Source organism: Echinicola jeungdonensis (genome assembly GCF_030409905.1).
In the GTDB taxonomy this organism is placed as follows: domain Bacteria; phylum Bacteroidota; class Bacteroidia; order Cytophagales; family Cyclobacteriaceae; genus Echinicola; species Echinicola jeungdonensis.
The window spans coordinates 721,981-735,799 of record NZ_JAUFQT010000001.1 but is presented as its reverse complement, the minus strand read 5'-3'; the positions used below and the strand labels follow the sequence as shown (position 1 = coordinate 735,799).

Here is a 13,819-nt window from a genome sequence, read left to right as displayed (position 1 = left end):
GTTAGGAGGGATTAATGGTATTTGTCAGAAAATTAGCTGTTTACATTTTGAAGTCTTGAAAAATGGAACTTCCCATCCAAATATTATTCCGAAATTTTTGGGAACTATTTTTTGATTTATGGAAGCTTGGTTAACTTTGCGCATGGCAGAACAGATTTTAATCCTAGATTTTGGTTCTCAATATACACAGCTCATCGCCAGAAGAGTAAGAGAACTCGACGTTTATTGTGAAATTCACCCTTATAATAAAATTCCTGAGATCACTTCTGATATCAAAGGAATCATTCTATCAGGTAGCCCCTGTTCGGTGAGGGATGAAGGTGCTCCTGATCTTGATCTGGATCAGTTTCGTGGAAAATTGCCCGTGTTGGGGGTTTGTTATGGTTCCCAACTTTTGGCTCAGAAATATGGTGGAGATGTAACTCCATCTGAAATCAGAGAATATGGTCGGGCCAATCTGACCCATTTGGATCTTCATGAAGATTTATTGAAAGAAATGACCCATGGTTCCCAGGTATGGATGTCTCATGGGGATACGATTAAAACATTACCCGGAAATTTTAAGGTGATTGCCAGTACTCCATCAGTTGAAGTAGCGGCCTTTAAGGTGGAAGGGGAGGAAACCTTTGGAATTCAATTCCACCCTGAGGTGACTCACTCCACAGAAGGGAAAAACCTCCTGAGGAATTTTGTGGTGCATATCTGTGGTTGCCCCCAAGATTGGACCTCAGATATTTTTATCGATGCAACTGTATCGGACCTAAAAGAGAAGATAGGAGATGATAAAGTTGTAATGGGGCTTTCCGGTGGTGTTGATTCTTCAGTAGCAGCCACTTTGATTGATCGTGCCATTGGAGATAATTTGACCTGTGTTTTTGTAGATAACGGTTTGCTCCGTAAAAACGAATATGAGGAAGTGCTGGATTCCTACAAACACATGGGCTTGAATGTAATTGGGGTGGATTCTAAGCAGCGTTTTTATGATGCTCTTTTAGGATTATCTGACCCGGAAGAAAAACGAAAAGCCATTGGCAAAACCTTTATAGAGGTCTTTGATGATGAAGCTCATAAAATAGAAGGTGTAAAATGGTTGGGGCAGGGTACAATTTATCCTGATGTGATCGAGTCTGTGTCCGTAAATGGGCCCTCTGCAACTATCAAATCCCACCATAATGTGGGTGGGCTACCTGATTTCATGAAATTGAAAGTGGTAGAACCCCTAAATACCTTGTTTAAAGACGGGGTGAGAGAGGTTGGTAGAGCACTTGAAATCCCTGAAAATATTATTGGAAGACATCCATTCCCCGGGCCAGGATTGGCCATCAGGATTTTGGGTGATATTACCCCGGAAAAGGTAGCCACTTTGCAGGAGGTGGATCATATTTTTATCAAGGGTCTAAAGGATAACGGTCTTTATGATGATGTATGGCAGGCAGGTGCTGTTTTACTTCCTATCCAGTCTGTAGGAGTAATGGGAGATGAAAGGACTTATGAAAGGGTTGTGGCCTTGAGAGCAGTAACATCTGTGGACGGCATGACTGCTGACTGGGTACATTTGCCATATGAGTTTTTAGGAAACATCTCCAATGAAATTATCAATAAAGTAAAAGGAGTTAACAGGGTGGTTTATGATATCAGTTCTAAGCCACCGGCAACCATTGAATGGGAATAAAAAAAGCCTGATTTAAAATCAGGCTTTTTTTATCTGTTTTGGTCTGAAATCCATTAAATTCGTAAACTGGTCGGATTTAGGTATAAAATTTGATTTTGTCCTGGAAATATAAAAATGAGATGGACAAAAATAATTCCCCAGAAATGATTCGGATCCGGGGAAAGCTCCCTTTTTTTGCAGGACAGCCTTTACTAAATAATCCAACTTACCATCCCAATTATAAACCCAGGTAACCAGGGGAGAATACATAAATTATAGAAAACAGATGAAGCAATTAATAGGATTTTTGATGGCTTTTTTTGTCAGTGCGTCCCTTATGGCACAAGAAGCGACACCTGAATACAGGAGAGCCAAACAAATGATCGAAAATGGAAATTCCGAAGCAGCCATGGGCCTTTTAAGGCCCTATTTGGACTATCGGGAATATGGGGAACTGGCATTGTATGCCCGGTATCATTTTGCTAGGGCCGCTTTTCAAAACCGTCAGTATGCCCTTTCCCAGGCAACCCTGAGCCAACTTGTAAATGAATATAATTGGGAAAAGGAGGATGATGCAAGATACCTTTTGGCTTTAAATTATTTTAATCAGAAGGAATATTTTGATGCCCTTACGGTGTTGAACAAAATTCGGGATGCCGCCTTGAAAGAGGAAGGACAAAAGGCCAGTTATGATTATCTTAAAGGGAATGTTTCTGTAAGTTTTTTGGTGGCCCACTGGAATACATTTAAGGATAATAAGGGGTACAGTAAAGTGTTACTGGAAAAACTGGAGCAACAGACGGTGATGTCTAACAGTGAAAAAAGAGTATTTAGAGAACTTCAGGAAATGAAGCAGGAGGAGCTCCAAATACCAACCAGTCAAAATATCAAAAATAATATACTGGAGGTGGCTATTATTCTCCCTTTTAATTATCAAGGGGGCACTGGAGTTAGGAATATTGAAGGGAATAATTTTGTTTTTGAATTGTACCAGGGCATTTCCATGGCCATTGAGGAAGCCAAAAAAAGAGGGGAGCAACTGACGGTCCGAACATTTGATTCTGAAAGGAATGAAGGGGTGGTGAGAAAAATACTGGACGATCCTTTTTTCCAGGTTGCAGATATTATCATAGGGCCAATTTACCCTGAAGAAACTTCCGTTGTTGCTAACTTTGCAGAAAGCAATCAAATTCCCTATATCAACCCGCTTTCCAATATCAAGGATCAATTTGATGGGATGGATTATTCCTATTTGTTCAGGCCATCCACCGGAGGCATTGTTCAACGGGTATTGGAATTTTGCCGGAACAAAAATATTGGAAATAAAGTGGCCTTGGCCTATTCTGGATCCACAAGGGATGAGTTGATGGCCGGTCAATTCGTAAAAGAAGCTAAAAATAGAGGGTATGAAATAACTTATAATAGGAAAGTCAATTCCAATAACATTCGTGATTTTTTAGAGGATGTTGGAATAAGGGAAGATACAGTTTATAATGCAGATATGGTGGTGATTTTCTCAGATGATCCTTATATCGCTTCCCCCACTTTTTCTTTGTTGGAGTCCCTGACAACTGATATTCCTATTATGGTCATGGATTCCTGGTTATATTTTAATTTTGTGAATTTTGAAATGCTAGGGGGAAATGATTTTCATTATATAGGTAACAACACCATCAAAATGGATAAGGAATCCGTCTCCGATTTTAGGGAGAAGTTTTTTGAAAAATTCCAGACTTACCCCAATATCAATGCCTATTTAGGTTACGAGCTGATGGATTGGGTCGCTCATTCTTTAAACAATCGTTTGGGTTTTGATTTTAGAAATAACCTTAACCAATTGGGAGATCAGCAGGGGACCCTTAGTTTTGGTTTGAATTTTAGTTATTCCCAGTACAATCAGCATATTCCAATATTAAAAATGAATCAAGGGAAGTTAGAAGAAATAAAATAAAGCAGTTTTTGATGAAAATTGATATTAGTAAATCTCTTTTTGAGAAGGCACAGCAATTTATCCCTGGAGGGGTTAACTCTCCTGTGAGGGCTTTTAAGGCAGTAGGTGGGGATCCATTATTTATCAAAAAAGCAGATGGCCCGTACTTATATGATGAGGATGGGAATGCGTTTATTGAATTGATAAACAGTTGGGGGCCTTTGATTTTGGGGCATAATCACCCGGCCATCAAAGAAGCCATCCTTAAAGCTACGGAACTCGGGACTTCATTTGGAGCTCCTACGGCAAAGGAAATTGAAATTGCCGACCTGATCACTCAAATGGTCCCTTCCGTAGAAAAAGTGAGAATGGTTAATTCTGGAACGGAAGCCACTATGTCTGCGGTCAGACTTGCAAGGGGTTATACTGGTAAAGATAAATTCATCAAGTTTGAAGGTAATTATCATGGCCACGGGGATTCTTTTTTGATAGCAGCAGGCTCTGGAGCCATAACCATGGGAATGCCCAATTCCCCGGGTGTGACCCAAGGGACAGCCAGGGATACCCTTTTGGCCCCTCATAATGATTTGAAAGCAGTTGAGGAACTTGTGGAAGCCAATAAGGGGGAAGTTGCTGCCATCATTTTAGAGCCTGTTCCAGGTAATATGGGGCTAATATTGCCGAAGAAAGGCTTCCTGGAAGGTTTGAGGAAATTGTGTGACAGGGAAGGGATCATATTGATCTTTGATGAGGTGATGACAGGTTTTCGTTTGGCACCTGGTGGGGCTCAGGAAGTTTTTGATGTGACTCCAGACCTGACTACCATGGGCAAAATCATCGGTGGAGGTATGCCAGTTGGAGCTTACGGTGGAAAAAAGGAAATAATGGAATTTGTTTCGCCAACTGGACCAGTTTATCAAGCAGGCACTTTGTCTGGAAATCCAATTGCAATGGCTGCTGGTTATGCCATGTTAAAACATTTGCATGACAATCCTTCTATTTACCAAGAATTGGATAAAACAGGTGGAAAAATTGTAGGTGGTTTTAAGGATACCCTACAAAGATTGGGCTTGAATTATTCAATGACTCATCTGGGAAGTATGTTTAGCCTGTTTTTTACCGATAAGGAAGTGGTGGATTTTGAAACGGCAAAATCTTGCGATACCCAGCTTTTTGGAAAATATTTTCAAGCTATGCTGTCTCGCGGTGTTTATTTGGCACCATCCCAATTTGAAAGCTTTTTCTTGTCCACAGCCATTAAGGATGAGCATGTACAACATATTGTACAGGCCAACGAAGATTCCTTAAAGGAAGTATTGGATATTTATTAATTAAAAAAGCCAGTTTCCAGTGACTGGCTTTTTTAAATAAAACTCAATAGAACACTGCCCCTTTTTACCAATTGGAAATGGGGGAGAATATTAAATTCCTGAGAAGTATATGGAAAATGTAAAGGTATATGGTATCAAAAACTGTGATACCATGAAGAGGACATTTAAGTTTTTGGAGGAAAACAAGGTGGACTATTCTTTTATTGATTATAAAAAAACGCCCCCAACAAAAGAGTTGTTGAATGAATTTTTGGAGGAAATACCTTTGGACAAGCTGGTCAATAAAAAGGGAATGACCTTTAGGAAATTATCCGATGAAGAAAAGGAGAGTTTGAAACAGGAAGATTCTGCAATACCATTGATAATAAAAAATAGCAGTATGATCAAAAGGCCAGTGATGGTATTTCCTGATGGAAGATATTTGGTGGGATTTCAGCCTGATGAAATACTTGAAAAATAAAACCTGAATTATCAGGCTTTATTTTTTTTCCAGGGAATAATTTAAAGGGGATTTAATCCTTTTATTTTGCTGATTTAGCATGGTGAGGTTCCCACTTTGTTCCTGGACAAAACTTTTTACTATGGAATTGTTTTGGTCCCACAAAGTAATTACCATGGCATCAGGTTCCTCCTCCAGGCCATAGGTAACCTCATAAATTCCCTGGTATTCAAAAGACCTGTTTCCTTCATCAGTTTTTAGGTAAGTTTCCAAAAGCTCGTACGCCCTTTCCTTTTTGTTAGGCTTATTTTCTAACCTCAATTCCATTTTGATCCCCTCACAATCCGCACAGGGAACCGTTCCTTCATAAGTGTACCATTTTGATGCGCCTGTTTCCAGAATGACGTTGTTATCTTCCAGTGAATTGGATTCCGTACCTGAATTTTCGGATTCACTGGCAGAGGGGTCGCAAGCCAAACACAGTAAACCTATACAAATAGCAAAGAGAGAAGTACATAGTTTCATAGGAACCTATTTTGGGTGAAGCAAGTATTTTGGCAAGTTAATTAAAATTTCCTTTATCATTAATTCCAGGTCAAATTGAGGTTGCCAGCCCCAATCTTTCCGGGCTTCCCTATCATCAATGCTATCCGGCCAATGGTCGGCAATTTCTTGCCTGTAATCAGGTTTATAGCTGATTTGAAAGGCAGGGTAAAACTTTTTGATGCCTTCAAATAAATCTTTTGGGGAACAACTTATCCCTCTGAGGTTATAACTGCTCCGAACTTTTATTCTAGTAGAAGGGGCTTGCATTAACTGAAGAGTTGCATTGATTGCATCCCCCATATACATCATGGGAAGATAAGTGTCAGCCTTTAAAAAGCACTCATAAGGTTCACTTTCAATGGCTTTTCGGAATATTTCTACTGCATAATCGGTAGTGCCTCCTCCAGGCATTGATTTGTAACCAATCAGGCCAGGATACCTTAAACTCCTAATGTCAAGTTGGTATTTTCTATAATAATATTCACACCAGCGTTCACCTGCCAGTTTAGAAATGCCATAGGCAGTTATGGGGTTCATAACAGTATTTTGAGGGGTGTTCTGGGATGGGGTGTCCGGGCCAAAAACAGCTATAGAAGATGGCCAATATACCTTTGGAACTTTTAACTCTCTTGCCACTTCCAAAATGGCCAATAATCCGTCCATATTCAATCTCCAGGCTGTTAAAGGCTGTTTTTCACTTTTTGCTGAAAGCAGGGCTGCCAAGTGAAAGATCTGGGTAGGTCTTTCTTTCTGAACGATATTTCCAAGGGCATTGGAATCCAGAACATCCAATTTCCGGTATCTGGCATCCTCTAAAGGATAGCGGTTGGGTTCAATAATATCCGTGGCCAAAACATTATTTTGTCCATGAATATCAATTAAGAATTTGGTTAATTCAGCGCCTATTTGCCCAGCTGCCCCGGTGATTAAAATGCGTTCCATATAATTGGTCCAAATTTTAAATAATGCCTCAGAAGGAAATTTGCTGTAATTGTTTAAATGCTATATAAAAATAACAATTTCATTTGTCCTAATTGTGATTTATTTCAATTACATTTATGTATAAGTATTTTTAAATCAGTGATTTAATTGTTGATCGGACATTTATGAATGAAAGTTTTAAGCAACATTTAGAAGCTGAACTCGAGTCCATTCGGGATTCAGGACTTTTTAAATCAGAAAGAGTGATCACTTCTCCCCAGGGTGCAGAAATCACCATTAAGGGAGGGGAAAAAGTTTTAAATTTTTGTGCCAACAATTATTTGGGGTTGTCCAGCCATCCTAGAGTAATAGAAGCGGCCAAAAAAGCTATTGATTCCCATGGTTATGGCATGTCTTCCGTTCGCTTTATCTGCGGAACGCAGGATTTGCATAAGGAATTAGAAAAAAAGATTTCCGAATTTTTGGGAACAGAGGATACCATCTTGTATGCTGCAGCTTTTGATGCCAATGGTGGTGTTTTCGAACCCCTGTTTGGTTCTGAGGATGCTATCATTTCTGATGCACTAAATCATGCCTCGATTATTGATGGGGTAAGGCTATGTAAGGCAATGCGGTTCCGGTATCAACACAATGATATGGATGATTTGGAAAAGCAGCTTAAGGAGGCCGATTTAAAGGGGGCAAGGCAAAAAATCATCGTTACTGATGGGGCATTTTCCATGGATGGAACTATTGCACAATTGGACCAGATAGTTGGGTTGGCAAAGCGGTATAGGGCCATGGTCATGTCTGATGAATGCCATGCAACCGGTTTTTTAGGAAAAACAGGAAGGGGAGTGCCCGAATTAAAAGGTGTTATGGGAGAAGTTGATATTATTACGGGAACTTTGGGTAAAGCATTAGGTGGAGCTTCCGGTGGATTTACTTCAGGGAGGAAAGAGATTATTGAATTGTTGAGGCAAAGATCAAGGCCTTATTTGTTTTCCAATACCCTTGCCCCTGCAATTGCCGGGGGATCTATTGCCGTTTTTGACCTTTTGTCGGAAACTACTGCCCTCAGGGATAAGCTTGAAGATAATACCCGGTATTTTAGGAAAAAAATGCTTGAGGCAGGGTTTGAAATAAAGCCGGGTCAGCATCCAATAGTCCCAATAATGCTATATGATGCGGAACGTTCCCAACAAATGGCGGAAAAACTTTTGGAAAAGGGCATATATGTGATCGGTTTTTATTATCCTGTTGTGCCTAAGGGGCAAGCCCGAATTAGGGTGCAGCTTTCCGCCAATCACCAAAAAGAACATTTAGACAGGGCTATTAAGGCCTTTGTCGAAGTTGGTAAGGAGTTGAAGGTAATTGAATAGGAGAGGAGGCTCAGTTTTTACTTTACCGTTATTATTTGATAATTCTTTTGGAAACCTTTGTAGTGAACAGAAGAAGATCAATAAACTGGTCACCTATTTCAGGAATTGCCAAAAAGGGATCTGGTGGAACCCAATTTATGCTTCAGCGGTTCTTTGCTTTAACTTTCTGCTTTTAAAAGCGCTTATGGTTTCAAATTTTTCGTCAATATCCTCTCCGGTCAAATAATCATTGAGCATTTCCCTCACTTCCTGGAAAGATAGATTATGAAGAATTTTGCCATTTTTGGCCATAGAGACCTGGCCTGTTTCTTCTGAAACTATTAATACCAAGGTGTCGGTGGCTTCTGACATCCCAATAGCAGCTCGGTGTCTAAGGCCAAATTGGGCAGGAACCTCCCTTTCAGTAACTGGAAGGATACAACGGGCAGCTTTAACTTTTCCATTATAAATAATAACGGCCCCATCATGGAGGGGGCTGTATTTATTGAAAATAGAAATCAACAATCTTTTGGAAACCACAGCGTCGATCAAATCCCCGCTTTCTGCATAAAACTTTAATTCGGAACTACGGGAAATCACCATCAAAGCCCCGGTGCTGGTCCCTGCAAGGGATTTGGAAGCCTCCATAATAGGAGTGATATTGAAAGCCATAGTTTCCTTTTTTCTCCAAAACAATAATTCTTGAAGTACATTTTCATTGGATAGGATAGAAGTCTTTCCAATTATAAGCAGGAATTTTCTGATTTCAGGAGCAAAAAGAATAATGGCAGCAATGACACCAACTCCCATAAACTGCCCCAAAATAATGGAGAGCAATTCCATCTTAGCGGCATTGACCACCAGATAGACCAAATAAAGCGATAAAAATCCCAAGAAAATTTTAATGGCAACACTTCCTCTCATCAATTTATAGACCTGGTAGATCAGAATACTTACCAGTGTAATGTCTATAATATTGACAATGGAAACGTCCAAAAAGCCAATTTTGAAAAGTAAATTCAACGGTAAATTTGTTTATATAGTTTAATTGTTTCAATTGCTTCTTTTACATCATGCACCCTAAGGATATCTGCCCCGTTGATCAATGCCACCATATGCAAAGCGGTTGTCCCATTGAGTGCTTCTTGAGGCTGGATATCCAAGCTTTTGTAAATCATGGATTTTCTAGAAACACCAACCAAGACAGGGGCCTTTATAGTCTTAAAATAAGATAAATTTTTAAGAATCCTATAATTTTGCCCTATTGTTTTGGAAAAACCAAACCCAGGGTCAATTACTACATCATTAATGCCAGCATTTTTACATTGGTTCAGTTTTTCGTTAAAAAATGATAAAATATCCTTTTCTAAGTTATTATACTCCGTTTTGGCCTGCATGGTTTCGGGATTCCCTTTCATATGCATACTGATATAGGGAATTTTTAATTTTCCGACCGTAGGAATCATGCTTTTGTCCAATTCTCCACTTGAAATATCATTAATGATGTCGGCCCCTTCATAATATGCAAGGCGGGCTACTTCGTGTCTAAAGGTATCAATGGAAACCAAAATATCAGGGAATTCTGTTTTTATGACCTTGACAGCCGGGATGACCCGGGCAAGTTCTTCCTCAATGGAAACTTCCGAAGCACCAGGCCTGCTGCTATATCCCCCCAAATCCAGAATTTTTGCCCCTTCTCCAATCATTTTTTCTGCTTGAGACAAAACTTTCCCGGATTCTTTAGAAAACCTGCTTTCACTAAAGAAAGAGTCTGGAGTGATGTTGAGGATTCCCATAACCCAAGGTTCGTCCAAGAAGTAAAGCTTTCCTTTGATCTGAAGTGTTATTTTTGGGGGAAATAATTTATCTTCGATTTCTGAAGTGAATTGAGACCTATCTTTCATTAAATAATCATTGCTGTGAGAACGCAAACAGTTAGCGAATATAATCAAGTTATTAGCCTTTGTAAAGAACTTTTTAAGAAGAAAACCATTGATTATGGGACGGCTTGGAGAATACTTAGAATTCCTTCCATTACAGACCAGATTTTTATTAAAGCTCAGCGCATCAGGTCTATCCAGGAAAAAGGATCACAAAAAATAGGGGATACTATTCAGGAGGAATTTATTGGTATTATCAATTATTGTTTAATTGCTTTGATCCAATTGGAAATGAAGGAAGATGATAGGTTGGAATTGGATTATACTGAACTCGAACCTATGTATGATAAATGGGTGGAAGCTACAAGGGGACTGTTGGAAAATAAAAACCATGATTATGGTGAGGCTTGGAGGGATATGAGGGTAGCCTCTATGACCGATATTATTTTGATGAAATTATACCGGGTCAAACAAATTGAAGATAACCAAGGTAAAACTTTAGCCTCCGAGGGCGTTGAGGCCAATTATCAAGATATGATCAATTATTCAGTTTTTTGTTTGATTCGGTTAAAGGAAGAGCAACATGCTTAAGAAATTTGTATTGGGCCTTATCCGGTTTATTGTTGGGGGGCTTTTTATTTTTTCTGGTCTGATCAAGGTCAATGACCCTATAGGGACATCTATTAAAATGGAAGAATATTTCCATGTTTTTTCCCAGGATATAGCAGGGATTTTTGGATATTTAATGCCAGTTTCCCTTCCCCTATCTGTGGTTATGATTACCTTGGAAGTTGTATTAGGAGTGATGCTGATTTTGGGGGTGAAAAGAAATTGGACCTTGGGTTTATTGTCGGCCATGATCTTGTTTTTTACTTTTCTTACTTTCTATTCTGCTTATTTCAATAAAGTGACCGACTGTGGTTGTTTTGGAGATGCGATAAAATTGACCCCTTGGCAGTCCTTTTATAAGGATATTTTCCTTTTAGTATTGATAGGGACGCTAGTCCTATTTCGAAAAAGTCTTCCTGAACAAAAGGCATTTTGGGCCCAAATCTCTGTAGTTCTAGCCTTTTTTGGGGCGCTGGGGCTTTCTTTGTGGGCAATTTGGAATTTGCCGTTCCTTGATTTCCGGCCCTATAAGGAAGGGGTAAATATTACCCAGGCCATGCAACCTTCCGGGGAATTGGAATACCAATATATCATGAAAAAAGATGGGGCTGAAGTGGTTCTGGACCAATACCCTAAGGAAGATGGGTATGAATTTGTGGATATGAAACTTAAAAATCCGGAAGTACTTCCCAAAATTTCCGATTTTGCTATATGGAATGAACAGGGAGATTTTACAGAGACTATTTTAAAGGGAAACAAAATTATTATTCTGATCAGTAATTTTCATAATATGGACCCTGAAGTTTTGGAAGGGTTTGATTCACTGATTGATCTGGAGGTAGGGAAAACGGTGATTATTACCGCTTCATCTGATGAGGAAATTGAAAATTTAATGGAAAATAGGGGATGGGATGTTCCTTATTATTTTGGAGATGCAACAGTGATTAAAACCATGATTCGCTCCAATCCAGGACTTATGTTGATCCAAGATGGAATTATTCTTAAAAAATATCACTATTCAGATATTCCTGAAACTACCCGGATAAAAAGCTTATTCACTCCATGAAAAACCAAGTTAAAATTGTTTTGGTTGGAATGCCTGGCAGTGGCAAATCCACCCTTGGAAAAGAAATTGCCAATAAATTAGGGTTTAAGATTTATGATTTGGACGACCTAATTGTGAAAAGGGAGGGGGAATCCATCCCCAAAATTTTTATGGATAAGGGAGAAGGATATTTTCGAAGGCTGGAATCCAATGTCCTTTCTGATGCCCTGGACCGGGATGAAGCTTTTGTCTTATCCACCGGAGGGGGCGCCCCTTGTTACAATGAAAATATGGAAATCATCAATCAAAAGGGGATTTCAGTATTCTTGGATGTTTCCTTGGAACAAATATTAGAGCGGTTGACCAAAGGTGAAGTAGCCAAACGCCCCCTATTCCAAGGCCTAGAAACTGGGGAAATTACCCTGAAATTACAGGATATGCTTTCAGAAAGAATTGATTATTATGAAAAGGCAAAAATAAAGCTCAGCGGAGACGATATTTCCGCTGAGCTATTAATTTCTGAGTTATTGACTTTTTTTAGAAGTTAAACCCAAAGGTTAAAAAACCTGTTGTCTGTTTGTTGTCAACAAAATTGGGATCAGCAGTAGGATATGAGAAATAGTAACTGTCAAATTGGCTGTGTACCAAGCCAAAATCTATATACATTTTGGGCAGTCTTACTCCTATCCCACCAGTGTATTGAATTCTGGATCGGTCCCTGTCTGGCTCATCCAAGGGGTCTCCATAAAAACCTGTCCCAGCCCGAATTCTAAAGATATCAAACCGGTATTCTCCACCAATCCGGTAATTGATTACCTTTTCCGCAAACTGGTTGACTTCCTGGTTGGCATTGTCGAGAGAAAAATCTGGAGAAGAAAAATGCATGGTGGAATAATCCAGGTAATCTACATCGGCTGTGATAAAGCCATTTTTCTGGAAGAAAAAGGTGGCTCCACCGCTTATTTTCATGGGGCTTCGCAAGTTAATGGTGGATATATAAATATCGCTGGTTTCATAGTTTTCAAACTCCGGGTCTCCCTCAATATCATAAAACTGTGCGTATAAATCGGCATCAAATTCATCTTCAAACCTGGACCAGGTGGGTGATCTGAATGAAACCCCCAAATTAAGTTCATCTATTGGTTTGTAGATCATGCCCAGGTTTAAGTTGATTCCAGTACCATTTTGGTAAAGGTTTTCTCTAAGCTCATAATCCAATGCTTTGATATCACTTTCATCAATAAATGATTCCTTGTAGGTTTTGAAGGAACGGAAATTTATTGAAGTAATCCCAACGGCTGCACCGACAAATAGTTTGTTGTCATAATTACCTCCAAAGGAAAAGGTTACCTGGCTTCTGCTACCTTCATTTTCGATTAGCTCACTTTGAAAAGGATTGCCAATGGCGTAATCGGATTTTTCAAATGTGTTATCAGAATTTATTTCAATGATTTCAACATCCAATGGTAGCCCCGCAGGGTCTCCTAATGGAGGTTCACCAAAATTGGTGTAATCATTAACATAATAGTCAAGTAAGGATGAATTACCAGAACGGGATGATGTGTAACCGAAATTACGGTTAAGAGAATGGGACCTGTTAATGGAAATACCAAAAGTATGCCCCCTCCATTTATCCCTATTCAAGGGATCTTTCATATTGCTTAGGACAATACTTAAATTGGGCAGGGCAAAATTTCCTGTATTATCCTCTTGTATTTGGTTAAGAAAAGTAGACCTGGATTGTAAGTTTCCATAGGAAGCTGTAAAGCTAAATTCAGATTTTCTGAAAAAACCAAGCCCGGCAGGATTCCCATGGATGTTGGAAACATCTCCGCCGATGGCAGTTTGGCTGCCGCCTATTCCCATTACCCTTGCAGAACCAGAAGCTTGATGTTCACTAAACCTTAATGCGTCATCAATACCTTGAGACTTTACTTTTGCAGTGGCCAATAATAGTCCAAGAAAAGTTAATCCAGAAAGTATTTTAATAGATGTTTTCATAATTTTTTTAGCTAATAAAATCCCATTTTGTCATAAGCCAAAATGACAATTACTATGCCTATACCAAGATGTTATCTGCTTATTTAACGGTGTGAACTGAAAAAA

General features: G+C 39.3%; 13 protein-coding genes. 8 read left to right on the top strand and 5 right to left on the bottom strand.

The window, feature by feature from the left end; genetic code table 11:
* The first annotated feature begins 142 nt into the window (after positions 1-142).
* From guaA to QWY93_RS03065, 4 genes are all read left to right on the top strand, one after another.
* Positions 143-1,672, top strand: a complete 1,530-nt coding sequence (gene guaA, locus QWY93_RS03080) for a glutamine-hydrolyzing GMP synthase (RefSeq protein WP_290246722.1) — start codon at positions 143-145, stop codon at positions 1,670-1,672.
* A gap of 265 nt (positions 1,673-1,937) precedes the next feature.
* Positions 1,938-3,602 (top strand): ABC transporter substrate-binding protein, encoded by a 1,665-nt coding sequence (locus tag QWY93_RS03075; protein ID WP_290246721.1) that lies wholly within the window; start codon positions 1,938-1,940, stop codon positions 3,600-3,602.
* 11 nt (positions 3,603-3,613) lie between these two features.
* Positions 3,614-4,912 (top strand): glutamate-1-semialdehyde 2,1-aminomutase, encoded by a 1,299-nt coding sequence (gene hemL, locus QWY93_RS03070; RefSeq protein WP_290246720.1) that lies wholly within the window; start codon positions 3,614-3,616, stop codon positions 4,910-4,912.
* A gap of 109 nt (positions 4,913-5,021) precedes the next feature.
* Positions 5,022-5,372, top strand: coding sequence for a Spx/MgsR family RNA polymerase-binding regulatory protein (locus QWY93_RS03065; protein WP_290246719.1), 351 nt, complete (start codon positions 5,022-5,024; stop codon positions 5,370-5,372).
* An 18-nt stretch (positions 5,373-5,390) separates the two neighbouring features.
* Here QWY93_RS03065 and QWY93_RS03060 read toward each other — a convergent pair whose 3' ends face one another.
* Both QWY93_RS03060 and QWY93_RS03055 read right to left on the bottom strand, forming a co-directional pair.
* On the bottom strand, positions 5,391-5,876 hold the full coding sequence (locus tag QWY93_RS03060; protein WP_290246718.1) for a copper resistance protein NlpE: 486 nt from the start codon (positions 5,874-5,876) through the stop codon (positions 5,391-5,393).
* 6 nt (positions 5,877-5,882) lie between these two features.
* A complete protein-coding gene (locus tag QWY93_RS03055; RefSeq protein WP_290246717.1) occupies positions 5,883-6,839 on the bottom strand; it encodes an NAD-dependent epimerase/dehydratase family protein in 957 nt (318 codons plus the stop codon).
* A gap of 164 nt (positions 6,840-7,003) precedes the next feature.
* Between QWY93_RS03055 and kbl the strand changes: the two genes are divergently transcribed.
* Complete coding sequence (kbl, locus tag QWY93_RS03050; RefSeq protein WP_290246716.1) at positions 7,004-8,200, top strand: glycine C-acetyltransferase; 1,197 nt, start codon at positions 7,004-7,006, stop codon at positions 8,198-8,200.
* Between the two features lie 135 nt (positions 8,201-8,335).
* Here the strand turns inward: kbl and cdaA are convergent, their stop codons facing one another.
* Entirely contained in the window at positions 8,336-9,202 is an 867-nt protein-coding gene (gene cdaA, locus QWY93_RS03045; RefSeq protein ID WP_290246715.1) for a diadenylate cyclase CdaA, read from the bottom strand.
* Positions 9,199-10,083 carry a dihydropteroate synthase gene (folP, locus tag QWY93_RS03040; RefSeq protein ID WP_290246714.1) on the bottom strand — a complete coding sequence of 295 codons (885 nt, stop codon included), beginning with the start codon at positions 10,081-10,083 and terminating at the stop codon, positions 9,199-9,201. Before folP ends, cdaA begins: the two co-directional genes overlap by 4 nt.
* A 15-nt stretch (positions 10,084-10,098) precedes the next feature.
* Between folP and QWY93_RS03035 the strand changes: the two genes are divergently transcribed.
* Genes QWY93_RS03035 through QWY93_RS03025 form a run of 3 tightly spaced genes read left to right on the top strand, consistent with a single transcriptional unit; the run spans position 10,099 to position 12,261 of the window.
* The gene (locus QWY93_RS03035; protein WP_290246713.1) at positions 10,099-10,650 is read left to right on the top strand and encodes a DUF1599 domain-containing protein; all 552 of its coding nucleotides are present in this window, start codon (positions 10,099-10,101) and stop codon (positions 10,648-10,650) included.
* Positions 10,643-11,734: a BT_3928 family protein gene (locus QWY93_RS03030; protein ID WP_290246712.1), complete on the top strand. Its 1,092-nt coding sequence runs from the start codon at positions 10,643-10,645 to the stop codon at positions 11,732-11,734. Before QWY93_RS03035 ends, QWY93_RS03030 begins: the two co-directional genes overlap by 8 nt.
* Positions 11,731-12,261: a shikimate kinase gene (locus QWY93_RS03025; RefSeq protein WP_290246711.1), complete on the top strand. Its 531-nt coding sequence runs from the start codon at positions 11,731-11,733 to the stop codon at positions 12,259-12,261. The genes QWY93_RS03030 and QWY93_RS03025 overlap by 4 nt, the downstream gene beginning before the upstream one ends.
* Here QWY93_RS03025 and QWY93_RS03020 read toward each other — a convergent pair.
* A complete protein-coding gene (locus QWY93_RS03020) occupies positions 12,251-13,714 on the bottom strand; it encodes an OmpP1/FadL family transporter (protein ID WP_290246710.1) in 1,464 nt (487 codons plus the stop codon). The two genes, QWY93_RS03025 and QWY93_RS03020, sit on opposite strands and share 11 nt — an antisense overlap.
* Between the last annotated feature and the right edge of the window lie 105 nt (positions 13,715-13,819).